Here is a 25,855-nt window from a genome sequence, read left to right as displayed (position 1 = left end):
CGGCCGGGCCTCAGACGCCCGGCCGCTGTGCTACTCAGCGGTTGGGTGTCACCATCGATCTCAGGACCGCCCACCCGCGATCCCTGTGCGGAACTCCGCGAGCGATAATCGGACGCGGGGCCGCAGTACGAGGGAAAGCTCGGACGTCCACGTACCCCAGCGCACAGGGGCGACGGGAGCGCGGTCCGCCACGACACTCAGCGAAGGACGCGCTCACATGACGACGCCCCGTATCGACTTCGATCTCAAGCCCTCCTCTCAGCCGCTGTCCGACGCGGAGCGCGAGGCAGTGCTGGCCGACCCGGGCTTCGGCCGCCACTTCACGGACCACATGATCACCATCAAGTGGACCGAGGGCCGGGGCTGGCACGACGCGCAGCTCCAGCCGTACGCGCCGCTCCAGATGGACCCGGCCAACATGACGCTGCACTACGCGCAGTCGATCTTCGAGGGCCTGAAGGCTTACCGCCAGCCCGACGGCTCCGTCGCCGTCTTCCGCCCCGACGCCAACGCCAAGCGCTTCCAGCGCAGCGCCCGGCGGCTCGCCATGCCCGAGCTGCCCGTCGAGACCTTCATCGAGGCGTGCGACCTGCTCGTCCAGCAGGACAGGGAGTGGGTCCCCGGCGTGGGGGAGGAGTCGCTGTACCTGCGGCCCTTCATGTTCGCGAGCGAGGTCGGCCTGGGCGTGCGCCCGGCCAACGAGTACCTCTTCATGATCATCGCCTCGCCCGCAGGGCCCTACTTCTCCGGCGGCATCAAGCCCGTCTCCGTCTGGCTCTCCGAGGACTACGTGCGCGCCGCGCCCGGCGGCACGGGCGAGGCCAAGTGCGCGGGCAACTACGCCGCGTCACTCGTCGCCCAGGCCGAGGCCGCGCAGCACGGCTGCGACCAGGTGGTCTGGCTGGACGCGAACGAGCGCCGCTGGATCGAGGAGATGGGCGGCATGAACCTGTACTTCGTGTACGGGACCGGCCCGGAGGCCACCATCGTCACCCCCGAGCTGACCGGCACCCTGCTGCCCGGCATCACCCGCGACTCCCTGCTCACCATCGCGGCCGACCTCGGCTACAAGACGGCCGAGGCCCGCATCTCCACCGACGACTGGCGCCAGGGCAACGCGGACGGCTCCATCAGCGAGGTCTTCGCCTGCGGCACGGCGGCCGTGATCACCCCCGTCGGCGAGGCGAAGTCCACCCACGGCTCCTGGACCGTCGGCGACGGCGAACCCGGCGAGATCACGATGCGGCTCCGTGAAGCGCTGCTCGGGGTCCAGACGGGGCGCGCCGAGGACGCGCACGGGTGGATGCACCGGCTGGGCTGAGGCTGCGCCGGTACGGCTGATTCCGGTGCCGCCGCCGACGGGGGCTGCTCGTCGGCGGCGGGGTCTCAGTACGGTTCGACCTTCTCACCTTTCGGTGTTTGGTAGCAGGCGGAGATGACGCTGACGACCAGCTTCGGTTTCTTTCCGCTGCTCTCCTTCTCCTCCCACAGCTCCACGTTGACACCGAATTTCTTCTCGTGGTTGTCCGCCGTGAGTTCCAGGGATTTGGCGCGGCTGCTGTTCCTGCCGTAAGCGACGATCTTCCAGCCTTCCTTGGGGAGCTTTTCCCTGAGGCGCGTCATGGCTTGCCTCAGCTCTCCGTTCTCCGCGCCGGTCAGGCTCCAGGGGTGGATCATCTTGTAGAACTTCTCCGTGTCCCGCCCCTCGCAGGAATTCACTCCTGGCCCCGGCTCGGAAACCTTTCCTTTCAGGTCGATGATGTCGAGAATGCGGCTCGATACTTCCTTCGTTTCTTCGTCCGCATCCTCGACACTTCGCGCTGCGACGGGTTCGGATTCCTTCGGGTCCTCGGAGCTGTTCACGCCGCATCCTGTCAGTACGAGAAAAGCCGAGAGCAGCGGAATGCCCGCGGCTTGCTTAGTCTTCAATCGTCACCCTGCCGTACTCCCCGATGACGACCGCGGCCTGGTTTCTCAGGCTCCGCGATCCGGGGGACCAGTAGTCGCTGTGTCCTTCGGTGTCGGTCTGCATCTGACGGGCGCCGAACGCGTCGTCGCTGGGGATGAGCTGTGTGCCGCCACCGATGTTCCACTGGCTCCCGCCGTGGCCGTAGCGTCCGATGTCCGGAACCGCATCTCCCTCCGCCTCTTCGTTCCAGACATGCCCCTTGGGGACATCCAGTTCGGAAGCCTCGCCTACCTGCACACCCGGGCTCCCGGCGAACACCACGTCATCCGCGTTCAGCTCGCCCTGCCGGGCCGCCGAGCCGATGAGCGTAGTGCCATATGAATGGCCGACAGCGGTGTGGTGGCCTCCCGAATCCGTCGTGTTGGCCGCCGCTAGACCGTCCATGAACCTGTTGAAGGCGGGTGCCCCCTCGTCCGCGTAGTGACTCTGGGGTGAATCCTTCACAATGTCCTGCGGGGCGTCGTAGCCCAGCCAGGTGATGGTCGATACTTTGCTGTCCGGGTCCAGGGACTGGGTTGAGCGCCACAGACTGTTCGAGCGTTCGAGGTCGCCGTCGATCTTCCCCAGGTTCGACGTGGTTCCCGGCACGTACACCGCCGTGTGGTCGGCCGTGTCGGGGTTCCCGTTCGCGACGATCGCGCGGCCGTTTCCTTCCGGGGAGAACCTCATCAGGTAGGCGGGCGGAAGGCCGTTGCGGCCCGTGGAGGCGAAGCGGTTCTCGATGGCTTTCATGCCGTCGATCGAATCGATGTACGGCTTCGCCTTCTTGTGCCATGCGATCCATTCGTCGCTCTGGACCATCCCCACCTGCCCTCCGCCGTTCACGTACTTCGGCCACGGTTCCGGACCGATGGCGGCCAGCTTCATCTCGTACTGCCCCCTCTTCTCGGCCAGCACCACGCGGTTCGCGTCGTCGCGCACGTCGGCCGGAATCCCGTCCATCTTCCCCACGCTCGCCGGGTGCAGGGAGACATAGTCGGCTCTCTCGTCCTCGGAGAGGCCCTTCCACCACGCGGCGTTCTCCTTCGGGCTGCCGTTCCCCGGCGGCTCCTTGATGCCGTCCAGGTACTCTTCGGCGCTCTTGCGCACACCCCCCATGTCCTTCTGGACGTCGGCCCAGTCGGCGTAGGACACCTCCAAGTCGTCGTCGGCCCTGAGATGGCGCAGTTTCGGGGCCCACTTCTCGTCGGCCTCGGTAGCCTCCTGGACGGCGGCGGCGATGCGGTCGGCGAACTCCTGCGCACGCGCGCGGTTCGGGTTCGGGGCGGCTCGGGCCGCCTGGTCGTATTCCGTGCGCGTCTGTTCCTGCGTGGTGCCGACGACGGTGCCGCCCTCGGGTTCCTCGCCGTCGACTTCGTCGCCCCCGGCCGGGTAGCGCACCGATCCGTCGGGCTCCACGGTGAAGTGCGCGGCCCGCGCGTCCTCGACCGCGCCGTCGAGCTTCTTCTTCGCGGCGCGGAGGTCGGAGGCGAGGGCGTTCAGCGCGGTGCTGATCAGGCCGCACTCGGTCTCGATGTAATGGAAGTTCTTCGCCAGTTCCGCGAGCTGGCCGAGTGCCTTGTTCGGCGCCTTGCCCACCAGTGCTTCCCGCATCTTGGCGCCGACCTGCTTCTCGACCCGGTCCCTGGCCGCACCGGCCATGTCGCTGGTGTCGCGGTAGCCGTCAGCGGCGTCTTCGAACTCGCCGGGCTTCAGGGAGCTGAGGGTCTTGTAATCCACGGCTCCCGGTCACCCCCGCCGGTGCCGGCCGCCGACGGGCGAGGTGTCCTCGTAGCGGTCTCCGAGCCGTCCGAACGCTGCCTTGATGGCCTGATCGTTCTTGTAGAAGTGTCCGCCCGCCTTCTCCAGGCGGTCCTGGAGGAGATCGCATCTCTTGTCCACGTCCCCTAAGTAGCGCTTCCAGGAGCGGTAGACCTCCCGCTGCGCTGTGGCGCTCTCCACATTGCCCGTGTCCGAGCCGGGGCCGAGTCCCTTCTGCCCCCGCTCCAACTCGGTGAGGCTCTTGCCGATGTTCTTACGGAGCGAGCCGACCCCTTCTCCCGCCCTGGACCACGCGGCCTTCTCCGACCTCACCCCGCCCGATTCGGGGCCCTCCAGCCACGGCTCTCTGTGCTCTCCGCCGTCGCTGGAGGCGAGAGCCATGCTCGTTCCCGAGTCTCCACGGGGGCGGCCTGCCTGATCGATGAGCCGCTGCCAGCTCTCCTTGTGCTCGCCCTCCGGCATTTCCCGTCCACTCCTCGCTCGCCGCAGCCTGTGACGGGCCCATCCTCTGGTGTGGAAACGCAGCGCGCATGAGTAGGCACACTCAGATACACACCATCGGGTCGGATTGTCGTAAGAGGCCGAAGGGGGGCACCCCGCGACGTTGTCCACCTCACATCCGCATCGTGAGACGACGGGCGAATCGGGCGCGGGCCTGTGCAAGACTGCCACCGTGCCCTCGTTCGCCATGATTATCGGCAGCAGGCGCGCCGGTCCGCAGTGACCGGTTGCCGCAGACAGATCCGTGCGGCAGCCGGCACCGTGTCCCAGACCCGCGCGCAGACCTCTCGCACCCGCGAGGGGTTTTTTCGTTTTCTGGCCCCACCAGGGCCGGAGGCGGGGGCGCGAGGGAAGATGGGGGCAAGTGGAGCGCTTCCTTCCGGAACCACTGACCCAGCCAGGAGCCACCAGCCATGACAACCGAAGCCCCGGACGACACCTTCCACGTCTTCGACACCACGCTGCGCGACGGCGCACAGCGTGAGGGCATCAACCTGACCGTCGCCGACAAGCTGACCATCGCCCGCCACCTCGACGACTTCGGGGTCGGCTTCATCGAGGGCGGCTGGCCGGGAGCCAACCCGCGCGACACGGAGTTCTTCGAGCGGGCCCGCAAGGAGATCGACTTCCAGCACGCCCAGTTGGTCGCGTTCGGCTCCACCCGCAGGGCAGGCGTACCCGCACAGACCGACCCGCAGGTCAAGGCGCTGCTCGACTCGCAGGCGCCGGTCGTCGTGCTGGTGGCCAAGTCGCACGACAAGCACGTCGAGCTGGCCCTGCGCACGACGCTCGAAGAGAACCTGGACATGGTCAGGGACACCGTCTCCCACCTGCGTGAGCAGGGGCGGCGGGTCTTCGTCGACTGCGAGCACTTCTTCGACGGCTACCACGCCAACCCCGCCTACGCGAAGCGCGTCGTGCGTGCCGCGCACGAGGCGGGCGCCGAGGTCGTCGTGCTGTGCGACACCAACGGCGGGATGCTCCCGGCCCAGATCCAGGCCGTCGTCCGCACCGTGCTGGCCGACACCGGGGCCCGCCTGGGCATCCACGCGCAGGACGACACGGGCTGCGCGGTGGCCAACACCCTCGCCGCCGTCGACGCGGGCGCCACCCACGTGCAGTGCACTGCCAACGGCTACGGCGAGCGGGTCGGCAACGCCAACCTCTTCCCCGTCGTCGCCGCGCTCCAGCTCAAGTACGGCAAGCAGGTGCTGCCCGAGGGCGCGCTGCGCGAGACCACCCGCATCTCGCACGCCATCGCCGAGGTCGTCAACCTCACCCCCTCCACGCACCAGCCCTACGTCGGCACCTCCGCCTTCGCCCACAAGGCCGGGCTGCACGCCTCCGCGATCAAGGTGGACCCCGACCTCTACCAGCACATCGACCCGGAGCTGGTCGGCAACACCATGCGGATGCTCGTCTCCGACATGGCGGGCCGTGCCTCCGTCGAGCTGAAGGGCAAGGAGCTGGGCTACGACCTCGCGGGCGACCGCGAGCTGGTCGGGCGGATCGTGGCACGGGTCAAGGAGCAGGAGCTGAAGGGGTACACGTACGAGGCCGCCGACGCCTCGTTCGAGCTGCTGCTGCGCGACGAGGTGCACGGCGGCGTCACCGGTGTGGCCCCGCGCTTCTTCCGGCTGGAGTCCTGGCGCGCCATCGTCGAGCAGCGCCCCGACGGCACCCAGGCCAACGAGGCCACGGTCAAGGCGTGGGCCAAGGGGGAGCGGCTCGTCACCACGGGTGAGGGCAACGGCCCGGTCAACGCGCTGGACCGCGCCCTGCGCGCGGGCCTTGAGCGGATCTTCCCGCAGTTGGCGCGGCTCTCCCTCGTCGACTACAAGGTCCGCATCCTGGAGGGCACGCACGGCTCCTCGTCCACGACCCGCGTGCTGATCTCGATGAGCGACGGCTCGGCGGAGTGGTCGACGGTGGGTGTCGCGGACAACGTCATCGCCGCGTCCTGGCAGGCGCTGGACGACGCGTACACGTACGGGCTGCTGCGCGCGGGCGTCGAGCCGCCGGAGTAGTCCGCACCAGTAGGCCCCCGCTGGCAGGCCCTCACCGGCAGATCCTCAGCAGGCCCTCACCGGGTGCCCTGCGGGGTGAGGGCCTCGTCGAAGAAGTCCCGCACGTGGCCGAGCACCCGTGCGCGGTCCGTGCCGGGCAGGCCCACCACCAGGTGTGTGCCGAACCCGTCGAGGAGGGCGCGGGTGCGGGTCGCGAAGCGGTCGGCGTCGACCGGCCTGAACTCGCCCCGCGCCGTGCCCTCCACCACGAGGGCCACCAGGTCCCGGTGCCAGGCCAGCTCCAGCTCCAGCTGCCTGGCCCGCACCTCCTCGTCGGCGTTCTGCGAGCGGTTCCACACCTCCAGCCACAGCGCCCACGCCGGGTCGCGGTGTCCTGCGGGCAGATAGAGGTCGACGAGGACGTCGAGCCGCTCGCGCGCCGGGACCTGCCGGGCGAGCGCCGCGCGGCGCTCGGCGCCCAGCTTCTCCTCGCTCCACTGGAGGGTCTGGAGCAGCAGCTCGTCCTTCGTCTTGAAGTAGTAGAGGAGATGGCCGCTGCTCATGCCCACCTGACGGCCGAGGCCCGCCATGGTCAGCCGGTCCAGGCCGTTCTCCGCGATGGTGGCCATGGCGGCGGCCAGCAGCCGCTCCCGGGGCTGCGCGGGGCGGCGCTGACGCCCGCCGCGCCCGCCCCCGTCGCGTGCTGGCCGTGCTGGCACTCCCGCCGCCTCCTTCGTGGTACGGGCCCGGCGGGCGCCGTCGCGTGGCGTCGGCGTCGGTGCCGGGGTTCGGCACCAGGACTATAGACGCCGTGAGCTGCGCGGACACACGCGCCGGAGCGGTCAGGCGGCCGGTGGACCCAGCGTGACGGGGAGGACGCGGGTGCTGTTGCCGACGAAGCTCGGGTGGGGCGGCAGTTGCGCGTCGGGCACCGCGAGAGCGAGCCCGGGGTAGCGGCGGAAGAGGGCGCCGAGAGCCGTGGCCGCCTCCAGCCTGGCCAGGGGCGCGCCGATGCAGTAGTGCGCGCCGTGCCCGAAGGACAGATGGCGGACGGCGGGCCGCCGCGTGATGTCGAAGCGGTCCGCGTCGGGCCCGTACGCGCGCGGGTCGCGCCCCGCGCCGGTGTAGCCCGCGAGCACCGGCGTGCCCGCGGGGACGTGGGTGCCGCCGATGGTGAGGTCGGCGGTCGGATAGCGGAACGGGAAGAAGCTGACGGGGCCGTCGTGGCGCAGCGTCTCCTCGACGACGTCGGACCAGGTGGCAGCGCCGGAGCCGACCAGCTCCCGCTGGTCCGGGTGCGCGCACAGCGCCCGGACGGCGTTGGTGACGAGGTTCAGCGTGGTCTCGTGCCCGGCGACGATCATCAGCAGCAGCGTGCCGACGATCTCCTCCTCGCCCAGCCGGTCGCCGTCCTCCTCGCGCACCGCGAGCATCGCGCTGGTGAGGTCGTCGCCGGGGGAGGCGCGGCGGTCCTCGACGACGCTCGCGAGGATCGCCAGGACCTCGCGGTTGGCGGCCACCACCCGCTCGGGCTCGACGGCGGTGCTCACCACACGTTCGGACAGGGTGTGCAGCCGGTCGTGCAACGCCGGGTCCACGCCCAGGAGTTCGCAGATCACGCGCATCGGCAGCGGGTAGGCGAAGTGCCGCCGCAGATCGACGGCGCCCTCGTACCCGTCCGCGCCGACGGCCGACGGCAGTCCGTCGAGCAGCTCTCCGGCCAGCTCCTCGACGCGCGGGCGCAGCGCCTCCACCCGGCGCGCGGTGAATGCCTTGGTGACCAGGCCGCGCAGTCGACGGTGCTCAGCGCCGTCCGCCGTGGTCATGCCCCGTACGGTCGCGAACGTGGTCAGGGGCCAGCCCTCCGGTATGCGCCCGTCGCGGAGTGCCGCGAAGTGACAGGCGTCCTTGGCCACGTGAGGGTTCGTCAGAAAGTCGCGCAGTTCCTCGTACCCGGTGACGGCGACCGCGGGCACCTCGCCGGGCAGCACGACGTGGGCAGCGGGGCCGTGCTCGCGCAGCCGCGCGTTGACGGTGTGCGGGTCGGCTCCCGTGGGGTCCAGACGGTGTGCGTCCTGGGCGGCGGTGTGGCTCATCCGGGGCTCCTCACGCGTGACGTGGTGTGACGGGACGTGACGTGAACGGGACGGGACGTGCCGTTCGCCGGGTGCGCGGTGGGCGCGCGCGGTGGACGCCGCCTCCGCCGACCAGGATGACGGGCACGGGCCCGCACGTCAGCCCCCCGTTCGGCCCCTGCTCAGCCCCCGCTCAGGCCCTCGGCTGCTGCTGGGTGACGCAGTGGATGCCGCCGCCAGCGGCGAAGATCGCGCGCGCGTCGACCAGCGTCACCGTACGGCCGGGGAACAGCCGCCGGAAGATCCCCGCGTTGTGCTCGTCCATGGGGTCGCCGAAGCCGCACAGCACGACGCCGCCGTTGCACAGGTAGTGGTTGACGTAGGAGTAGTCGACGAGTTCCCCGTCGGCCTCGGCCACGGTCGGCGCCGGCAGCTCCACGACCTCCAGGGGGCGCCCGCGCGCGTCCGTCGCGGCGCGCAGCAGCTTGACCGTCTCCCGGCAGATGTCGTGGTCGGGGTGCGCGGGATCCGGCTGGGTGTGGGCCACGACCACGCCGGGGCGTACGAAGGCGGCGACCATGTCCACGTGGCCGCGGGTGCCGAACCTGCCGTAGTCGGCGGTCAGGCCGCGCGGCAGCCAGATCGCCTTGCGCGTGCCGAGCCGTGCGTGGATCTCGGCCTCCACCCGCTCGTGCGTCCAGTCCGGGTTGCGCTCCGGATCGAGCTGGACCGTCTCGGTGAGCAGGACGGTGCCCTCGCCGTCGACGTGGATGCCGCCGCCCTCGTTGACCAGGGGCGAGCCGTACGTACGGGCCCCGGCGCGCGCGGCGACGAACCGGCCGACGCGCGCGTCGCGCTCCCACCGGGCCCAGGACTGGGCGCCCCAGCCGTTGAACGTCCAGTCCACGGCGGCGAGGCGGCCGTTCCCGGTGAGGAACGTCGGGCCGATGTCCCGCATCCAGGCGTCGTCCAGGGGGGCTTCGGCGACGTCGATCCCCGGGCCCAGTACGGCGCGGGCCCCCGCCGCCTCCCCGGTGCTCGCGACGACGGTCACCGGCTCGAACCGCTGCACGGCCCGCGCGACCGAGGCCCAGGCGCGACGGGCCTCGTCCAGCTCGTGCTCCGTACCGAAGGTGGGGTTGGCGCCCGGCCACGCCATCCACGTCCGCTCGTGCGGCGCCCACTCCGGTGGCATACGGAATCCGTCGGCGGCGGGGCTGTTCATGGTGCGGTCGTCCTTTCGGGGGCCGGAAAGAGGCCAACGGGGAGGGCCAGGGGAGGGTCAGAGGAAGTAGAGCCGGTTCAGGGAGACCCGCTCGGCCGGTGCGGAGCGGACGGGGGAGCCGTCCAGCGTGACGAGCCCGGTGCGCTCGTCCACCCGCACCTCGCCCAGGCGCGAGTTGCGCACCAGATCGCCGGGGCCGATGCCCCGCGTGCCGCGGACGGCGACCCGGCGGCGGCGCGTGGGCATCCCGTCGCCGCCCTGCTCGGCCGCCGCGCGGGAGACGAAGGCGACCGACAGTTCGGCGGGGGCAGCGCCGTGTGCGCCGAACTGCGGCCCGTAGACGAGGGGTTCGGCCGTGTCGGTGGCCGCGTTCGGGTCCCCGGTCACCCCGTAGGCGGGGAAGCCGGACTTCAGGACGAGCTGCGGCTTCGCGCCGAAGAAGGCGGGGTTCCACAGGACGATGTCGGCCATCTTGCCGACCTCGATGGAGCCGATCTCGTGCGCGAGGCCGTGCGCGATGGCCGGGTTGAGGGTCAGCTTGGCGATGTAGCGCAGGACGCGCGCGTTGTCGTCGCCGTCCCCGTCCCCGTCCCCGCCCCCGTCGCCCTCCATGGGGCCCAGCTCGGCCTTGAGCTTGCCCGCCATCTGGAAGGTGCGCCGCACGGTCTCGCCCGCGCGGCCCATGCCCTGCGCGTCCGACGAGGTGATGCCGATGGCGCCCACGTCGTGCAGCACGTCCTCGGCGCCCATCGTGCCCGCGCGGATGCGGTCGCGGGCCATGGCCGCGTCACCGGGCAGGTCGGGCTTCAGATCGTGGACCGAGACGATCATCCCGTAGTGCTCGTCGATCGCGTCGCGCCCGAAGGGGAGCGTCGGGTTGGTCGAGGAGCCGATGACGTTCGCGACGCCCGCCATGCGCAGCACGTTGGGCACATGGCCGCCGCCGCAGCCCTCGATGTGGAAGGCGTGGACGGTGCGCCCCTCCAGCACGGCGAGGGTGTCCTCCACCGCCAGGGACTCGTTCAGGCCGTCGCTGTGCAGGGCCACCTGGACGTCGTGCTCCTCGGCGACCCGCAGTGCCGTGTCCAGGGCGCGCGCGTGGGCGCCCATGTCCTCGTGCACCTTGAAGCCGCAGGCCCCGCCCTCGGCCAGCGCCTCCACCAGCGGCGCGGGGTGCGAGGACGAACCCCGGCCCAGGAAGCCGATGTTGACGGGCCAGGCGTCGAAGGCGGCGAACGCGTGCCGCAGCGCCCAGGGCGAGTTGACGCCGACGCCCCACACGGGGCCGAACTCCTGGCCCACGATGGTGGTCACCCCGGAGGCCAGCGACGCCTCCATGATGCGCGGGGCGAGCAGATGGACGTGGGTGTCCACCGCTCCGGCCGTGGCGATCAGCCCCTCGCCGGACACGATGGACGTGCCGGTGCCGACGACCACGTCGACGCCGTCGAGCGTGTCCGGGTTGCCCGCCCTGCCGATGGCGTGGACGCGGCCCTCGCGGATGCCGACGGACACCTTGCGTATGCCCTGGACGGCGTCGATGACCAGCACATTGCTGAGGACGACGTCGCACGTCTCGCGTACGGCCGCCGCCTTGAGGTGCAGCCCGTCGCGGGCCGTCTTGCCGAAGCCCGCCAGGAACTCGTCGCCGGGCCGTTGCGCGTCCGACTCGACGCGCACGACAAGACCGGTGTCCCCGAGCCGCACCCGGTCACCGGCGCGGGGGCCGTGGACGGCGGCGTACTCGTACGGGTCCGTGCCGTGGCCGGTGTGCGGCGTGCTCATCGCTCCCCCTCCGGAAGCCCAGGAACTCCGGGGACTCCGGGGACATCAGGGGCCCCGGGAACGCCCAGATATCCGCAGGCCGCGGCCCGCCGCAGTGCCTCCTCCTTCGCGCCCGGCGCGTCCAGCGGGCCGTCGACCAGCCCCGCGAACCCGATCGCGACCCGCTGACCGCCCAGCGGCACGAGCGCGACGTCCCGCTCGGCGCCCGGACCGAAGCGCACGGACGACCCGGCGGGCACGGACAGCCGCATCCCGTAGGCGGCGGCGCGGTCGAAGTCCAGGCGGGGGTTGGCCTCGAAGAAGTGGAAGTGCGAGGTGACGCTGACGGGGACGGTGGCGGTGTTGCGCACGGTGACCGTTGTGGCGGGTGCGGGGGACGTGCCGGGCGCGACGGGTACGACGGGCGGCGCCGACGGCTCCGGAACCGGCCCGCCGTCCGGCTTCGGCTCCGTCTCCGCCTCCGCCTCCCCCTTCAGCTCCGGCTCCGGCCCCGGACCGGGCAGCACCGCGCCCGGCCCCTCGTCGCCGCCCGGCGGTCCCGCGCCGAGCGGGGCTTCCACGACCGCGAGCCGTGAGCCGTCGTCGAAGACCGCCTCCACCTGCACCTGTGTGACGACCTCCGCCACCCCTGGCAGCACGTCGTCCGGGCCCAGCACGGCACGCGCCGCCTCGATCGCCTCCGCGAGCCGCCGCCCGTCGCGGGCCGCCTCGCAGACGGTGTCGGCGATGAGCGCCGTCGCCTCCGGGACGTTGAGCCGGAGCCCGCGGGCTCTGCGGGCCCGTGCCAGTTCGGCGGCGCCGAACAGCAGCAGCCTGTCCCGCTCCGTCGGGGTCAGTCGCATCCCGCCCTGCCTCTCCGCACCTGTGTGCACGCGCTCGCCACGAGCCGGTACCCGGTCCCGCCGTTCCGGTCCATGTTTTAGATCGCCGCTCTAACAGTCAAGACCCTAGAAGCGAGCGATGACCTGCGAGACTGCGAAGTGCGCTATTGAGTGACGCTCAATATTCCGGATCCTCCTCCCCGCGTTGTAGGGTTCTGACCCGCTGGGCGGGACCGACCGCGCGGGCGCGGGAGCGCCGCAAGGGGTCGTGGGGCGGACTGTAAGAACCCCACAGCTCCGGGCGCCTCTGGTGAGAGACTTCCCTGCCTCATGGCAAGGAGAGGTTCCAGTTCTGTCCAGCGCAGCCATGAATCCGCCGCAGAGACTGTGCGAATCTGACGACGGCGAAGCGGGGTCGGGCTTCGTAGGATTCATACATGACCGATCTGTCCCAGCCGTCGCCGCAGGCGAAGGAGACCGAACCCGCCGAGGCGCCGGACGCGCGAGGGCGTGTGGCCGAGCTGCACGCGATCCGTGACGAGGCGCTGCGGGGCCCGAGCGAGCGGGCGACCGAGGCGCAGCACGCCAAGGGCAAGCTCACCGCGCGCGAGCGCATCGAGCTGCTGCTGGACGAGGGCTCCTTCCGCGAGGTCGAGCAGTTGCGGCGGCACCGCGCGACCGGTTTCGGACTGGAGTCGAAGAAGCCTTACACGGACGGTGTGATCACCGGGTGGGGCACGGTGCACGGGCGGACGGTGTTCGTCTACGCGCACGACTTCCGCATCTTCGGCGGCGCGCTGGGTGAGGCGCATGCGACGAAGATCCACAAGATCATGGACATGGCGATCGCGGCGGGTGCGCCGCTGGTGTCGCTGAACGACGGTGCGGGTGCGCGTATCCAGGAGGGTGTGGCGGCGCTCGCCGGGTACGGGGGGATCTTCCAGCGCAACACGAGGGCGTCGGGTGTGATCCCGCAGATCTCGGTGATGCTGGGCCCGTGCGCGGGCGGCGCGGCCTACAGCCCGGCGCTGACGGACTTCGTCTTCATGGTCCGCGACACCTCGCAGATGTTCATCACGGGTCCTGATGTGGTGCAGGCGGTCACGGGTGCGGAGGTGACGCAGAACGGGCTCGGCGGTGCCGATGTGCACGCCGGGACGTCGGGCGTCTCCCACTTCGCCTACGACGACGAGCAGACCTGCCTGGAGGAAGTGCGCTACCTCCTCTCCCTGCTGCCCTCCAACAACCGGGAGAACCCGCCGCGCGAGACCAGCGGCGACCCCGTGGACCGCCGCTCGGACGCGCTGCTGGACCTGGTGCCCGCCGACGGCAACCGCCCGTACGACATGCGCAAGGTGATCGAGGAGATCGTCGACGACGGCGACTTCCTGGAGGTCCACGAGCGCTGGGCGACCAACCTGATAGTGGCTCTGGCCCGCATGGACGGCCAGGTGGTGGGCATCGTCGCCAACCAGCCGCAGTCGCTGGCGGGTGTGCTGGACATCGAGGCGTCCGAGAAGGGTGCCCGCTTCGTCCAGATGTGCGACGCCTTCAACATCCCCATCGTCACCCTGCTGGACGTGCCCGGCTTCCTGCCCGGCGTGGACCAGGAGCACGGCGGGATCATCCGGCACGGCGCGAAGCTGCTCTACGCCTACTGCAACGCCACCGTGCCCCGCATCTCCATCGTCCTGCGCAAGGCGTACGGCGGCGCCTACATCGTCATGGACAGCCAGTCCATCGGCGCCGACCTCACCTACGCCTGGCCGACGAACGAGATCGCGGTCATGGGAGCCGAGGGCGCGGCGAACGTCATCTTCCGCCGCCAGATCGCCGCGGCCGACGACCCCGAGGCCATGCGCAAGCGGATGGTCAAGGAGTACAAGGCCGAGCTGATGCACCCGTACTACGCGGCCGAGCGCGGCCTCGTCGACGACGTCATCGACCCGGCCGAGACCCGCGAGGTCCTCATCCGCTCCCTGGAGATGCTCGCGAACAAGCACGCGGACCTGCCAGCCCGCAAGCACGGCAACCCGCCCCAGTAAGCCCCCGGCACCCAGTAAGCCACCCAGCGCCCAAGCAGTACGTACGCCCACAGGAGAGTCCCGCATGGAGCAGCACACCACCGCTGACGCGACCAGTCTCGTGCGCGTCGAGAAGGGTGAGGCCAACGCCGAGGAACTGGCCGCCGTCACGGCCCTCCTCCTCGCCCGCGCCGCCGCCACGGCCCGCCACGCCCACGTCCCCGCGGCCCGCGACCGCTCCTCTAAGGCTGGCTGGCGCCGCCTGGAGCGCCAGCACGGCTTCCGCGCCCCGCACAGCTGGCAGGGCTGAGCCCGACAACTGAGCCGGGCCGCCGCGCGGCGGCCTCAAGTGCCGAAACGCGTTGAGGGGCCCACCGGATGCTTCCGGTGGGCCCCTCAACGCGTACAAGGAGGAACCGTGTACGCGCGCCTCGCGCGCCTCGCGCGGTCAGTCGGTGGGCGCGTCCATGAGGACGGTGCGGCGCGGATTGGCGGTCTGCGCGGGGAGTTCGGCGGCGTCCTGATCAGGCTGCTCGGCGACGACCTGGGTGGTCAGCTCGTCCGCGTCACCGAGGTGGGCCAGGGTGGTGCGACGCGGGTTGGCTATGTTCCGCATAATCATCGTGGTCTTCACTCTCGACCGTTCCTCGCTCAGCTCGTCGGTACTTGCTGTGACTTGTCGTTCTGACGTCCCGTGTAAACGCCGAGAGTAGGCCCGCTATTCCCCTCAGCGACGTGACCTAGACAACGCCAGGGCTGTGAGTTTCCTCACTTAGGTACGGGCAAATTGGGCATAGCGGGGCATCAGCTCCACGCGGTGAAGCGGACATTCAGGTTCAGAAGCGAAGTTCCGTACCCACTGCTCGCTAGCCGGACAGGGGGTGCGGCTGAGCTGTTCGCCCGAGGAAGTCCGTTATCTCCTTCATTGGTCTACACAGCACGTGACGCTCCGTCTGCGCAGCGTCACGTGCGTCACAGGGTTATCCACAGACCTTGTTGGAGATCCGGCACTGTGCTGGAATTCCACGGACCGCCGCAGGAGAACAGCCGGCGCGCAGGGGGCGCAGAGCAGCGCCGCGTGGCGGGATGAGGGGGACGCGCCGGTCACACCCACGACCGCCAAGGGGGACCGGGGACCCCCACGACTCGATACCGTCCCGCCGTCGCTGAGCGGGGGGACGCCTGGTCCAGAGGTTGCGACGCTAGTGCAGGGACGTTTCAAGAGGGAAGGTACGGGGTCTCCCCAGGCCCGCCAGGGCCGAGGGGAAGCTGCGGCGAACCCGGAGCCGCGCGGTACGACCGACCGCGGTTCCTCACCCCAGCGCGCCCACGAGAGCGGCCCCACGGCCGCCGTGCAGGAGTCAAGCGGCACGGGGCCGGACCGCAAGGGCGGCGGCGACGGAGGTGCCGCGAGCAAGTCCGGCAGTGGTCCCGGGACGCGGATGGCCCTGCGCAACTGGCGGATCAGCACCCGCCTCGTCTCGCTGCTGGCCCTCCCCGTGGTCGCCGCGACGACGCTGGGTGCGCTGCGTATCCAGACCTCCCTCTATGACGTCGACCAGCTCGACAACATGAAGCGCCTCACGGAGATGACGGAGCAGGCCACCGAGCTGGCCGCCGCTCTCCAGGAGGAGCGCGACCGCTCGGCGGGCCCCCTGGTCGGCACGGGCAACGCCAAGGACGACACCGTCGTCGCGCCCCGCGAGAAGACCGACCAGGCGTTCCAGGCGTTCAAGGAAGCCACCGGGGACATCGACGGCAGCGACAAGGTGATGGCGGGCGTCCAGTCGACCGTCCTGGACATCACCCGTCAGCTCACCGCGATCAAGGACATCCGCGAGCGGGCCTACGAGAACCCGGCCTACGTCTCGCAGTCCGTCAACAGCTACAACCAGCTCATCGAGTCCCTGCTGTCCCTCTCCCAGGACATGGCGCAGGCCACGAGCAACTCGGACATGATCCAGAGCACGCGTGCCCTGGCGGCCTTCTCCACGGCCAAGGAGTACGCGTCCATCCAGCGCGCGATCATCTCCGCCGGCCTCGCCCGCAAGGGCGGCCCCGAACTCTCCGAGAGCGACCGCCTCTACGCCAAGACGGCCAGCGAGAGCGAGCGCGCCTCGCTCAACAGCTTCGGCCAGATCTACGGCGAGGAGCGCGCCGCCGAGCTGACGAAGCCGCTCGACGGCGGCATCGTCAACATCACCTCGGCCGACAAGTACCGGGACCGCGTCCTCCAGAACTCGGACGGCATCACGCGCGAGAACCGGTCCTACATGGACTGGTACGACCAGGACCGCACCAAGATCGACGAAATGTCGAAGATCGAGGCCACGCTCCTCTCGCAGATGGAGCAGCAGGCCCGCGAGCTGCGGTCCGACGCACAGCAGCAGGCGTTCCTCAACGGCGCCGTGATCCTCCTCGTCCTCGGCATATCGCTCGTCGGCGCCTTCGTCGTCGCCCGCTCCATGGTCCGCTCGCTGCGCCGCCTCCAGGACACGGCCCAGGACGTCGCCCGCAAGCGGCTGCCCGAGCTGGTCAAGCAGATGTCCGAGGCCGAGCCGCACGACGTGGACACCTCGGTCGAGTCCGTCGGTGTGCACAGCCGGGACGAGATCGGCCGCGTGGCCGCCGCGTTCGACGACGTCCACCGCGAGGCCGTCCGCCTCGCGGGCGAGCAGGCGCTGCTGCGGGGCAACGTCAACGCGATGTTCACCAACCTCTCGCGCCGCAGCCAGGGCCTCATCCAGCGCCAGCTCTCGCTCATCTCCGAGCTGGAGTCCCGCGAGGCCGATCCGGACCAGCTCTCCTCGCTGTTCAAGCTCGACCACCTCGCGACGCGTATGCGCCGCAACGGCGAGAACCTGCTGGTCCTCGCGGGCGAGGAACCCGGCCGCCGCTGGACCCGCCCCGTCCCGCTCGTCGACGTGCTGCGTGCCGCCGCCTCCGAGGTGGAGCAGTACGAGCGCATCGAGCTGAACTCCGTGCCGAACACCGAGGTCGCGGGCCGCGTCGTCAACGACCTCGTGCACCTCCTCGCCGAGCTGCTGGAGAACGCCACCTCCTTCTCCTCGCCGCAGACGAAGGTCAAGGTCACGGGCCACGCCCTGCCCGACGGGCGGGTGCTGGTGGAGATCCACGACACCGGCATCGGGCTCTCGCCCGAGGACCTCTCCGCGATCAACGAGCGGCTGGCCAACCCCCCGACGGTCGATGTCTCCGTCTCCCGCCGCATGGGCCTCTTCGTGGTCGGCCGCCTCTCACTCCGGCACGGCATCCGCATCCAGCTCCGCCCCTCCGACTCCGGGGGCACGACCGCGCTGGTCATGCTCCCCGTCGACGTCGCGCAGGGTGGAGCGCAGGCCGCCAAGGGCAAGCCCGGATCCACGAATTCCGGACTGCCGGGCGGCAACGGAGGCCCGGGCGCGCCGAAGGGCGGCGGCGGTCTCGCCGCCGCACTCCAGCGCGGCGGCCCCGGGGGAGCGGGCCCCGGCGCCGGGACCGGTGCGGGCAGCCGTCTCGGCGCGCTGCCGCCGCGCGGACAGGTCGCGGGCGGAGCCCAGCGCCCAGCGCTCCCCGGCAGCGGCGATCCCGGGCGCCCCGGAGCACCCGCCGGCGTCGGCTCGGGCTCCGGCGGCGAGGCCCCCGCCACCGACTTCTTCGGCAGCCCCCGGCCCAGCGCCGGTGCGCCCCAGCCCACGCCGCCGCGTCCCGGCACACCCGGCGAGGCCCCCGCGCCCTCGGGCGCTTCCGGCACGGGCCGCCAGGGCCCGCCGCCCCTGCCCAGCCGAGGCGGCCCCGCGGGCGAACTGCCCGGCGCCCCCTCGACGGGCGGCCAGGGCGGTCCGGGCGACACGGGCGAGTTCCCGCGTCCCCAGACGGGCGGTCCGGGCGACACGGGCGAGTTCCCGCGTCCCCAGGTGGGCGGTCCGGGCGACACGGGCGAGTTCCCGCGTCCCCAGGTGGGCGGTCCCGGTGACACCGGTGAGTTCCCGCGTCCGCAGCCCAGCCGCGGCCCCGGCGACACCGCGGAGTTCGCGCGGCCCGACTTCAACGCCCCGCCGCCCGGTGACGGCGAGGGCTGGCGCGACGGCATCCCCGTCGGCGAGTTCCCCCGTCCCGAGATCGGCGGCCCCGTCCAGTCGGACATACCGTCCGACGACCAGGGCGAGCAGGTCCCGCTCGCGCGCCCGAGCTGGGCGTCCGGGCCGCTCTCCGGCGATGACGCGCCGCGCGGCCACGAGGACCCGGAGTCCACCGGCGAGTTCGCCCGCCCCGGCTACACCAGCGCGTCCGGCGGCGGCCAGAACCCGGCCAACCCGGCCGGTCAGGACCGCTACGCGCAGGAGCGGGCCCAGGAGCAGACCGGCGGGCTCCCGGCGCAGGCCGGTCAGCAGGGGCAGCCGGGTCAGCAGCAGTACGAGCAGCACCAGGACCCGCACCAGCCGCAGGGCGGCCAGGGCCCGCACGACACCGGCGAGTTCGCCGTCCCCGGCCTGGGCCAGAACCAGGACCCGCAGCAGGACCAGGGCCTCGGCCCTGACCCGTACGCCCCGTCCTACGGCAGCCCCGACACCGACCCGGACTTCGGCATACCGAGCGTCCCCCCGGCCGCGGCCGACGCGCCGACGCCGATCTTCGCGTCGATGGAGTCGAACTGGTTCCGTACCTCGGGCGGTTCCTCGGGCGCCGCTGCCCAGCCGGAGGCGGCTCCACAGAACCAGCAGGTCCCGCAGTCCGCGGACCTGTTCGGCAACCAGCCTTCCCAGGAACGGGAGCAGCCACAGGCGCCCGCCCCGCGCCCGGGGCAGGCCGCTTCCGCCGTCCCCCCGATGCCACAGCGCCAGACGGCGCGCGGCACCGCGGCGGGCGGAGCAGCGGGCGACGCCGCGGCCGGAAACGGCGGCGGCGAATCCGGCGGCTGGGGAGCTTCCCCGAACGACGAGGTCTGGCGCAGGGCCGAACAGGTCCGCCAGCCCGCCGCGGGGGGAGTCACCACCTCGGGTCTGCCGCGCCGCGTGCCCCGCGCGAACCTCGTCGCGGGTACCGCACAGCAGCAGTCCACGGCGAGGTCAGGTCCGCAGGTCTCGCGTGCGCCCGATGACGTACGCGGTCGGCTGACCAACCTCCGTCGCGGTATCCAGCAGGGTCGTCAGGCCGGGAACACGGATGGCCGCGGTCTTGGTCCCACTTACCAGCAGGAGCGTTAGTTGAGTCCGATGAGCCAGGCGGCGCAGAACCTGAACTGGTTGATCACCAACTTCGTGGACAACACCCCAGGTGTCTCCCACACGGTGGTGGTCTCCGCGGACGGCCTCCTTCTGGCCATGTCCGAGGGCTTCCCGCGCGATCGCGCCGATCAGCTTGCCGCGGTCGCCTCCGGGCTGACCTCGCTCACCGCAGGTGCCTCCCGGATCTTCGAGGGCGGCACGGTGAATCAGACGGTGGTGGAGATGGAGCGGGGCTTCCTCTTCATCATGTCCATCTCGGACGGCTCCTCACTGGCCGTCCTCGCCCACCCCGAGGCCGACATCGGCCTCATCGGGTACGAGATGGCGTTGCTGGTCGACCGCGCGGGCACGGTCCTCACACCGGACGTGCGCGCGGAGCTCCAGGGGAGCATTCTCCACTGACGTGTCAGCTCCCCCCACATGAGCACCACAGTCCGCTAGCCGATCTCATGCCTCGCCCGGAGGAGCCATGACCCCGCCGCCCGCCTCGCCCGGCCCGTACGGTGCCCCGAATCATCACGCGCCGTACGGGGGTGAGGGCGACCAGCCGCTGGTCCGCCCGTACGCAATGACGGGCGGACGTACCAGGCCGCGCTACCAGCTCGCCATAGAAGCACTGGTGAGCACCAGCGCCGAGCCGGTCCAGTTGCAGGGTCTGCTGCCGGAGCACCAGCGCATCTGCCACCTGTGCCGCGAGGTGAAGTCGGTGGCGGAGGTCTCCGCACTGCTCGCCATCCCGTTGGGAGTGGCCCGCATTCTTGTCGCCGACCTGGCCGAGGCCGGGATGGTGGCCATCCACCAGCCCGGCGGCGGTGCCGAGCCCGGTGGCGCGCCAGATGTGACCTTGCTCGAAAGGGTGCTCAGTGGACTTCGCAAGCTCTAGCCCGCAGGCGGGCCAGATGTCGGGATACGGGGCGCCCGCCGCAGGCCGCTCGACGACCTCCGCGAAGATCGTGGTGGCCGGTGGCTTCGGTGTGGGCAAGACGACCTTCGTGGGTGCCGTGTCGGAGATCAATCCGCTGCGTACCGAGGCCGTCATGACCTCCGCTTCGGCGGGCATCGACGACCTCACGCACACCGGTGACAAGACCACCACGACGGTGGCCATGGACTTCGGCCGCATCACGCTGGACGACGACCTGATCCTGTACCTGTTCGGTACGCCTGGCCAGGACCGGTTCTGGTTCATGTGGGACGACCTGGTGCGCGGTGCCATCGGCGCCGTCGTCCTCGTCGATACCCGGAGACTCGCCGACTGCTTCCCCGCGGTCGACTACTTCGAGAACTCGGGCCTCCCCTTCGTCATCGCGCTGAACGGTTTTGACGGGCACCAGCCCTATACGCCGGAGGAAGTGCGCGAGGCGCTCCAGATCGGTCCCGACACGCCGATCATCACCACCGACGCGCGCCACCGCGCCGACGCGAAGAGCGGGCTCATCACGCTCGTCGAGCACGCTCTGCTCGCCCGCCTGAAATAAAACCGCCGGTCCCGCCCGAATGAACCGGCAGGTAAGGAAACGGATCCGGGGCGGCGGCTGACCGTGCGGGCCCTAGGGTCCCGCACGAGGTCAAGTGGCCGCTCTGGACGCGGAGTTGACCACACAGTGCTGTGGCATATGCCAATGACTCGGCCTGTGTTCTTCGCCATGCCCGGCTCCACCTTCATAACGTTTCGACAGAGAATTGAACCGCCGTGAACACTGCTGGCGAGCGGAAGGCTTCACTCCGCGCACGATTCTCTGGTCTTTTGGCGCAGCGCGACCGCAATGCCCGGTTTCAGCGGGCCGCCTCCGCGTCGTATGCGGCTCAACCAAGTGTTTGGAAAGGGTCGCCCTGACGTGCTGGAATTCGCTGAACTCAGCAGTAGCGAACGGCGCGTCGCCGACGATGGGGTGCCGAGCGCCGAGAGGTGAGGAGTCGAGTGAGGCGTAGCAAGACGGGCTCTGCACCGCAGGCTCGTGGAGAGTCGCGGGGCAACTTCACCCCGCCGTCCCGCGCGGCTGCGGCGTCCCACGGTGTCCGGACGGCGCCCGGGGGAGCTTCCGGAGGATCTGGTGGCGGTGGCGGTGGCGGCAGCCGCAGCCGTATGGCCGTACGCAACTGGCGGGTGCCCACCCGCCTGAACGCGATCCTTCTGATCCCCGTCATCGTCGCCCTCATCCTCGGCGGGTTCCGCGTGTGGGACTCGATCTCGACCTGGAACGAGGCCGAGGACGCCCAGCGCACGGCCGAGCTGGTCGAGGCAGCCGCCACCTACGGCAACGCCCTCATCGACGAGCGCGACCGCACCGCCGAGCCCCTCCTCAAGGGCGACCGCAACGCGCCCGAGGTCCAGAAGGTCCGCGCTGCGACGGACGAGGCCGGACGGAAGTTCGACCGGGCCGTCAAGCGCATGCCCGACAAGCCAGGCCTCAAGCGCCGGCTCGCCGTCTTCGAGAAGCAGGAGCCCAAGCTGGCGGCCCTGCGCCAGGCCGCCTACAGCGACCGGCTGAGCGGCGTGAAGACGGAAGAGGGCTACGTAGCCGTCCAGCACCCCCTGATGGAGTTCGCCAACGAGCTGGGCTTCGGCACCGGCAACGTGACCTCCTACGGGCGCACCGTCTACTCCGTCTCCCTCGCCAAGGCCGCCGAGTCCCTGGAACGCTCCATCGGCACCCACCTGCTGGTGAAGCCGGGCCCGGAAGCCGCGGACAAGAAGAAGCAGCTCACCGCCTTCGCCTCGTACGCCTACCTGGAGCGCATCGCGCTGGAGGAGTACATCGGCGGCGGCCGTCCCGAGGACGTCTCCCTCCTCAAGCGCGAGCTGGCCAAGGCGGAGGCAGCGGGCAAGAAGAAGTCCGAGGCGGCGAAGAACGAGGCCGCGGCCAAGGGTGTGCCCTTCGTCACGCCGCCCGCCATGGACAAGATGATCGAGGCCATCGGCACCGGGGCCCGCGCCTCCACGCTCAAGGGCAAGGGCATCACCCAGGACACCTGGTTCGCCACGGCCACGGGCAAGTTCGACGCCTACCGCGCCGTCGAGCAGGACCTCACCAGCCACGCGGTGGAGGAGACCGAGCAGATCGCGGCCGACGCCAAGCGCGACGCGATCATCAACTCCGTCATCGTGCTGCTCGCCCTGCTGCTCGCCTTCATCGTCGCCGGGCGCATGGCCCGCTCGATGAGCCGCAGCATGCGCAGCCTGCGCACGGCGGCCTTCGACGTCGCGGAGCAGCGCCTCCCCGCGATCGTCGACCAGCTCTCCCGCACGGACCCGGGCCGCGTGGACACCCGCGTCACCCCGATCCCCATCGACACCCGCGACGAGATCGGCGAGGTCGCCCGCGCCTTCGACCAGGTGCACCGCGAGGCCGTACGGCTCGCCTCCGAGCAGGCCATGCTCCGCGGCAACGTCAACGCGATCTTCACCAACCTCTCCCGCCGCAACCAGGGCCTCATCGAGCGCCAGCTCGGCCTGATCACGGACCTGGAGAACAACGAGGCCGACCCGGACCAGCTGGAGAGCCTCTTCCGCCTGGACCACCTGGCCACGCGTATGCGCCGCAACGGCGAGAACCTGCTGGTCCTCGCGGGCGAGGAGCCGGGCCGCCGCTGGACCGAGCCCGTCCCGCTGGTGGACATCCTGCGCGCCGCCTCGTCCGAGGTGGAGAACTACGAGCGCATCGAGCTGTCCGGCGTCCCGGAGACCGAGATCCACGGCCAGGTCGTCAACGACCTCGTGCACCTCCTCGCCGAGCTGCTGGAGAACGCCACCTCGTTCTCCTCCCCGCAGACCAAGGTCCAGGTCACGGCGACCCGGCTCCCCGACGGCCGGGTGATGACGGAGATCCACGACAAGGGCATCGGCCTCACCGCCGAGGACTTCGCCGACATCAACCACAAGCTGGCCAATCCGCCGACCGTGGACGCGGCGGTCTCCCAGCGCATGGGCCTCTTCGTGGTCGGCCGCCTCGCGGACCGGCACGGCATCCGCGTCCAGCTCCGCCCCTCGGGCGAGCAGGCGGGCACCACCTCGCTCGTGATGCTCCCCGAGGCCATCACCCACGGCGGTGGCGGCGAGGGGGAGTACGAGGAGGACTTCACCGTCTCCCGGATCATGCCGCAGCAGCCACAACAACCGCAGCAGCCCCAGCAGCCGCAGATCCAGCCCGGCTACGACAGCCAGGCACCCTCGGCCGCCGAGCTGGGCTTCGACGACAGGCGCTACGAGGTCCCCGACGACCTCTCGACGCTGGACCCGGTCAACAGGTCCCTGATGCGCGAGGGCCGCCGAGCGGCGCTGGAGGCCCAGCAGGACGAGTCCGGGGGTTTCCAGCCCCCACGGCCGCCCCAGCCCGCTCAGCCCTCCCCGCAGCAGGGGCACGAGCCGCCTCAGCAGCCGGGACAGCAGCCGGGACAGCAGGTGCCGCCGCAGGACGCGGCGCCGCAGCAGCCGTACGGGCAGCCCCATGAGCAGGCGCGGCAGGAGTACGAGCAGCCGGGGTACGCACAGTACGGTCAGCCCCAAGAGCCGCTGTATGAACGGCAGTACAGGACTCAAGAGCCCGAAGCGGAATCCGCTCCCGGCGTTCCCGACGCCCCCCAGGACCGCGTAGGCTTCGATCGTCCGGGCCCCTCCCCGAGCAACTTCCGCTCCACGACCGGCGCAGGTCTTCCTCGTCGTGAGTCGGCGCGACCGCTCATGGGAGACGGTTCGGAAGCGCAGCAGACCCAACCGGAACCTCCGGCCCAGCAGGCGCAGGGGTTCTCAGCGGCTCCGGCCGACGGAGAGACCGGAACCGGTTCGGAGTGGCGTTCGGCCAACGACGAGCGCTGGGACCGGGCGGGCAGGCTGCGCGACCCGCAGGCCGGCGGTGTCACCGCCTCCGGTCTCCCGAGGCGGGTGCCCAGGGCCAACCTGGTCGAGGGCACCGCGGAGCAGAGCTCGCAGGGCGGCCCCTCGGTCTCCCGCGCCCCCGAGGACGTACGGGGCAGGCTGAGCAATCTGCACCGTGGCGTCCGCCGCGGGCGTACAGCGGGCGACGCGACCCAGAATGACCAACAGGGCTTCGGCCCCGGCAGCACCTACGATCAGGAGCGTTAGTGTGAGCCCGATGAGCCAGGCGGCGCAGAACCTGAACTGGTTGATCACCAACTTCGTGGACAACACCCCAGGGGTGTCGCACACGGTGGTGGTCTCCGCGGACGGACTTCTGCTCGCGATGTCCGAGGGCTTCCCGCGCGACCGGGCCGATCAACTGGCCGCGGTCGCCTCCGGGTTGACCTCGCTCACCGCCGGTGCCTCCCGGATCTTCGAGGGTGGCGCCGTGAATCAGACGGTGGTGGAGATGGAGCGGGGCTTCCTCTTCATCATGTCCATCTCGGACGGATCGTCCTTGGCGGTCCTCGCCCACCCGGAGGCCGACATCGGTCTCGTGGGATACGAGATGGCACTGCTGGTGGACCGCGCGGGCACCGTCCTCACCCCGGACCTCCGCGCCGAACTGCAGGGCAGCCTCCTCAACTAGTTCTCAACCAGTAGACACGCCGTGCGCATTGCGTCTCCGCGCCATAGGGTGCGGAGACGCGGCGCCCGCTCAGGAGCTGAAGCAGTACTGGAAGATGTGGCCCGCACGTCAGTGACTCGGAGGAGGAATCGTGGCAACGCCCCCAGGCGGTCCGTCGTCGTACGGCAGTGGTCATGAGGACGAGCCGTCCTCTGCCGCAGGCGGAGAGTCCCCGGCTCTCAAGCGGTTCAACTTCCCCTCCGCGCCCAGCGAGCACGTCAGGCAGCAGCAACAGCAGCAGTACGAGCAGCAGCAACAAGAGCAGCAGCGGCGCTACGAGCAGCAGCAGTACGAGCAGTGGCGGGCCGCGCAGCAGCAGCACTACGAAGCGCAGCAGCCGCAGAGCCCGCAACCGCCACCCCCGTATCAGCAGCCGCACCAGCCCCACCAGCCTCAGCAGCAGCCCCAGGCACCGCGGCAGCAGTACCAGCAGCAGCCGCACCAGCCTCCCCAGTACGGCCAGGCGCCCCCGCCGCCCCGCATCCAGCCGGTGCAGCCCCCGCCCCGCCAGCGTCCCGAGTCCCGCTCGGGTGGGCGCAACGAGCAGCAGCCGCTCGTGCGCCCGTATGCCATGACGGGTGGCCGGACCCGTCCCCGCTACCAGCTCGCCATCGAGGCACTGGTGCACACCACGGCCGAACCCGCCAAGCTCCAGGGCCAGTTGCCCGAGCATCAGCGGATCTGCCGCCTGTGCTACGAGATCAAGTCAGTCGCCGAGATCTCCGCACTCCTCTCCATTCCGCTCGGCGTCGCCCGGATCCTCGTCGCCGACCTGGCCGAGGCCGGACTCGTGGCCATCCACCAGCCCGGTGGCGACGAGACGACCGCCGACGGCCAGCCAGACGTGACCTTGCTCGAAAGGGTGCTCAGTGGACTTCGCAAGCTCTAGCGGCGGTGCTGCCGCCCGATCCACC

General features: G+C 70.9%; 20 protein-coding genes. 11 read left to right on the top strand and 9 right to left on the bottom strand.

What is annotated here, in order from left to right:
* Nucleotides 1-217: 217 nt before the first annotated feature.
* The gene (locus ACYVOO_RS17360) at nt 218-1,321 is read left to right on the top strand and encodes a branched-chain amino acid aminotransferase (protein ID WP_461016540.1); all 1,104 of its coding nucleotides are present in this window, start codon (nt 218-220) and stop codon (nt 1,319-1,321) included.
* Nucleotides 1,322-1,386: 65 nt separating this feature from the next.
* Here ACYVOO_RS17360 and ACYVOO_RS17355 read toward each other — a convergent pair whose 3' ends face one another.
* Genes ACYVOO_RS17355 through ACYVOO_RS17345 form a run of 3 tightly spaced genes read right to left on the bottom strand, consistent with a single transcriptional unit; the run spans nt 1,387 to nt 4,192 of the window.
* The gene (locus ACYVOO_RS17355) at nt 1,387-1,863 is read right to left on the bottom strand and encodes a hypothetical protein (RefSeq protein ID WP_461016539.1); all 477 of its coding nucleotides are present in this window, start codon (nt 1,861-1,863) and stop codon (nt 1,387-1,389) included.
* 55 nt (nt 1,864-1,918) lie between these two features.
* A complete protein-coding gene (locus tag ACYVOO_RS17350; RefSeq protein WP_461016538.1) occupies nt 1,919-3,688 on the bottom strand; it encodes an alpha/beta hydrolase in 1,770 nt (589 codons plus the stop codon).
* A 9-nt stretch (nt 3,689-3,697) separates the two neighbouring features.
* Entirely contained in the window at nt 3,698-4,192 is a 495-nt protein-coding gene (locus ACYVOO_RS17345) for a hypothetical protein (protein WP_461016537.1), read from the bottom strand.
* A gap of 452 nt (nt 4,193-4,644) precedes the next feature.
* Here ACYVOO_RS17345 and cimA point away from each other — a divergent pair, with 452 nt between their 5' ends.
* Nucleotides 4,645-6,258: a citramalate synthase gene (cimA, locus tag ACYVOO_RS17340; RefSeq protein WP_461016536.1), complete on the top strand. Its 1,614-nt coding sequence runs from the start codon at nt 4,645-4,647 to the stop codon at nt 6,256-6,258.
* 56 nt (nt 6,259-6,314) lie between these two features.
* Here cimA and ACYVOO_RS17335 read toward each other — a convergent pair whose 3' ends face one another.
* The 5 genes from ACYVOO_RS17335 to ureA all read right to left on the bottom strand — a co-directional run bounded on the left by ACYVOO_RS17335 (nt 6,315) and on the right by ureA (nt 12,164).
* Entirely contained in the window at nt 6,315-6,956 is a 642-nt protein-coding gene (locus ACYVOO_RS17335) for a TetR/AcrR family transcriptional regulator (protein WP_461016535.1), read from the bottom strand.
* Nucleotides 6,957-7,079: 123 nt separating this feature from the next.
* Entirely contained in the window at nt 7,080-8,333 is a 1,254-nt protein-coding gene (locus ACYVOO_RS17330) for a cytochrome P450 family protein (RefSeq protein ID WP_461016534.1), read from the bottom strand.
* Nucleotides 8,334-8,505: 172 nt separating this feature from the next.
* Nucleotides 8,506-9,537, bottom strand: coding sequence for an agmatine deiminase family protein (locus tag ACYVOO_RS17325; protein WP_461016533.1), 1,032 nt, complete (start codon nt 9,535-9,537; stop codon nt 8,506-8,508).
* A gap of 57 nt (nt 9,538-9,594) precedes the next feature.
* Nucleotides 9,595-11,322 (bottom strand): urease subunit alpha, encoded by a 1,728-nt coding sequence (locus tag ACYVOO_RS17320; RefSeq protein ID WP_461016532.1) that lies wholly within the window; start codon nt 11,320-11,322, stop codon nt 9,595-9,597.
* Nucleotides 11,319-12,164 carry an urease subunit gamma gene (ureA, locus tag ACYVOO_RS17315; protein WP_461016531.1) on the bottom strand — a complete coding sequence of 282 codons (846 nt, stop codon included), beginning with the start codon at nt 12,162-12,164 and terminating at the stop codon, nt 11,319-11,321. The genes ACYVOO_RS17320 and ureA overlap by 4 nt, the downstream gene beginning before the upstream one ends.
* Before the next feature lie 416 nt (nt 12,165-12,580).
* On the opposite strand from ureA, the gene ACYVOO_RS17310 reads away from it, so the two are divergent.
* Together ACYVOO_RS17310 and ACYVOO_RS17305 are read left to right on the top strand one after the other, a co-directional pair.
* Nucleotides 12,581-14,188, top strand: coding sequence for an acyl-CoA carboxylase subunit beta (locus ACYVOO_RS17310; protein ID WP_453349167.1), 1,608 nt, complete (start codon nt 12,581-12,583; stop codon nt 14,186-14,188).
* A 64-nt stretch (nt 14,189-14,252) separates the two neighbouring features.
* Nucleotides 14,253-14,477, top strand: coding sequence for an acyl-CoA carboxylase epsilon subunit (locus ACYVOO_RS17305; RefSeq protein ID WP_453349168.1), 225 nt, complete (start codon nt 14,253-14,255; stop codon nt 14,475-14,477).
* A 138-nt stretch (nt 14,478-14,615) separates the two neighbouring features.
* Here the strand turns inward: ACYVOO_RS17305 and ACYVOO_RS17300 are convergent, their stop codons facing one another.
* Nucleotides 14,616-14,801, bottom strand: a complete 186-nt coding sequence (locus ACYVOO_RS17300; protein WP_453349169.1) for a hypothetical protein — start codon at nt 14,799-14,801, stop codon at nt 14,616-14,618.
* 571 nt (nt 14,802-15,372) lie between these two features.
* Here ACYVOO_RS17300 and ACYVOO_RS17295 point away from each other — a divergent pair.
* From ACYVOO_RS17295 to ACYVOO_RS17265, 7 genes are all read left to right on the top strand, one after another.
* Nucleotides 15,373-19,374 carry a sensor histidine kinase gene (locus tag ACYVOO_RS17295; RefSeq protein WP_461016530.1) on the top strand — a complete coding sequence of 1,334 codons (4,002 nt, stop codon included), beginning with the start codon at nt 15,373-15,375 and terminating at the stop codon, nt 19,372-19,374.
* A gap of 9 nt (nt 19,375-19,383) precedes the next feature.
* On the top strand, nt 19,384-19,797 hold the full coding sequence (locus ACYVOO_RS17290) for a roadblock/LC7 domain-containing protein (RefSeq protein WP_453349212.1): 414 nt from the start codon (nt 19,384-19,386) through the stop codon (nt 19,795-19,797).
* Between the two features lie 67 nt (nt 19,798-19,864).
* Nucleotides 19,865-20,278 (top strand): DUF742 domain-containing protein, encoded by a 414-nt coding sequence (locus ACYVOO_RS17285; protein ID WP_461016529.1) that lies wholly within the window; start codon nt 19,865-19,867, stop codon nt 20,276-20,278.
* Complete coding sequence (locus ACYVOO_RS17280; protein ID WP_453349172.1) at nt 20,259-20,873, top strand: GTP-binding protein; 615 nt, start codon at nt 20,259-20,261, stop codon at nt 20,871-20,873. Before ACYVOO_RS17285 ends, ACYVOO_RS17280 begins: the two co-directional genes overlap by 20 nt.
* Before the next feature lie 443 nt (nt 20,874-21,316).
* Nucleotides 21,317-24,478: a nitrate- and nitrite sensing domain-containing protein gene (locus ACYVOO_RS17275; RefSeq protein WP_461016528.1), complete on the top strand. Its 3,162-nt coding sequence runs from the start codon at nt 21,317-21,319 to the stop codon at nt 24,476-24,478.
* A gap of 10 nt (nt 24,479-24,488) precedes the next feature.
* Nucleotides 24,489-24,902 carry a roadblock/LC7 domain-containing protein gene (locus ACYVOO_RS17270; protein WP_026057603.1) on the top strand — a complete coding sequence of 138 codons (414 nt, stop codon included), beginning with the start codon at nt 24,489-24,491 and terminating at the stop codon, nt 24,900-24,902.
* Between the two features lie 130 nt (nt 24,903-25,032).
* Nucleotides 25,033-25,830, top strand: a complete 798-nt coding sequence (locus tag ACYVOO_RS17265; RefSeq protein WP_461016527.1) for a DUF742 domain-containing protein — start codon at nt 25,033-25,035, stop codon at nt 25,828-25,830.
* Nucleotides 25,831-25,855: the final 25 nt, after the last annotated feature.

The sequence above is a fragment of the Streptomyces daliensis genome, from assembly GCF_054782395.1.
Note: the sequence above shows the minus strand (reverse complement) of the source record. Positions and strands in the feature narration are given on the sequence as shown.

Bases quoted from the DNA above. Each gene is read 5' to 3' on its own strand.
- ACYVOO_RS17360 (WP_461016540.1), top strand. From the start codon at position 218: ATGACGACGCCCCGTATCGACTTCGATCTCAAGCCCTCCTCTCAGCCG.
- ACYVOO_RS17320 (WP_461016532.1), bottom strand. From the start codon at position 11,322: ATGAGCACGCCGCACACCGGCCACGGCACGGACCCGTACGAGTACGCC.
- ACYVOO_RS17290 (WP_453349212.1), top strand. From the start codon at position 19,384: ATGAGCCAGGCGGCGCAGAACCTGAACTGGTTGATCACCAACTTCGTG.
- ACYVOO_RS17270 (WP_026057603.1), top strand. From the start codon at position 24,489: ATGAGCCAGGCGGCGCAGAACCTGAACTGGTTGATCACCAACTTCGTG.
- ACYVOO_RS17330 (WP_461016534.1), bottom strand. From the start codon at position 8,333: ATGAGCCACACCGCCGCCCAGGACGCACACCGTCTGGACCCCACGGGA.
- ACYVOO_RS17285 (WP_461016529.1), top strand. From the start codon at position 19,865: ATGACCCCGCCGCCCGCCTCGCCCGGCCCGTACGGTGCCCCGAATCAT.
- ACYVOO_RS17310 (WP_453349167.1), top strand. From the start codon at position 12,581: ATGACCGATCTGTCCCAGCCGTCGCCGCAGGCGAAGGAGACCGAACCC.
- ureA (WP_461016531.1), bottom strand. From the start codon at position 12,164: ATGCGACTGACCCCGACGGAGCGGGACAGGCTGCTGCTGTTCGGCGCC.
- ACYVOO_RS17325 (WP_461016533.1), bottom strand. From the start codon at position 9,537: ATGAACAGCCCCGCCGCCGACGGATTCCGTATGCCACCGGAGTGGGCG.
- cimA (WP_461016536.1), top strand. From the start codon at position 4,645: ATGACAACCGAAGCCCCGGACGACACCTTCCACGTCTTCGACACCACG.
- ACYVOO_RS17305 (WP_453349168.1), top strand. From the start codon at position 14,253: ATGGAGCAGCACACCACCGCTGACGCGACCAGTCTCGTGCGCGTCGAG.
- ACYVOO_RS17345 (WP_461016537.1), bottom strand. From the start codon at position 4,192: ATGCCGGAGGGCGAGCACAAGGAGAGCTGGCAGCGGCTCATCGATCAG.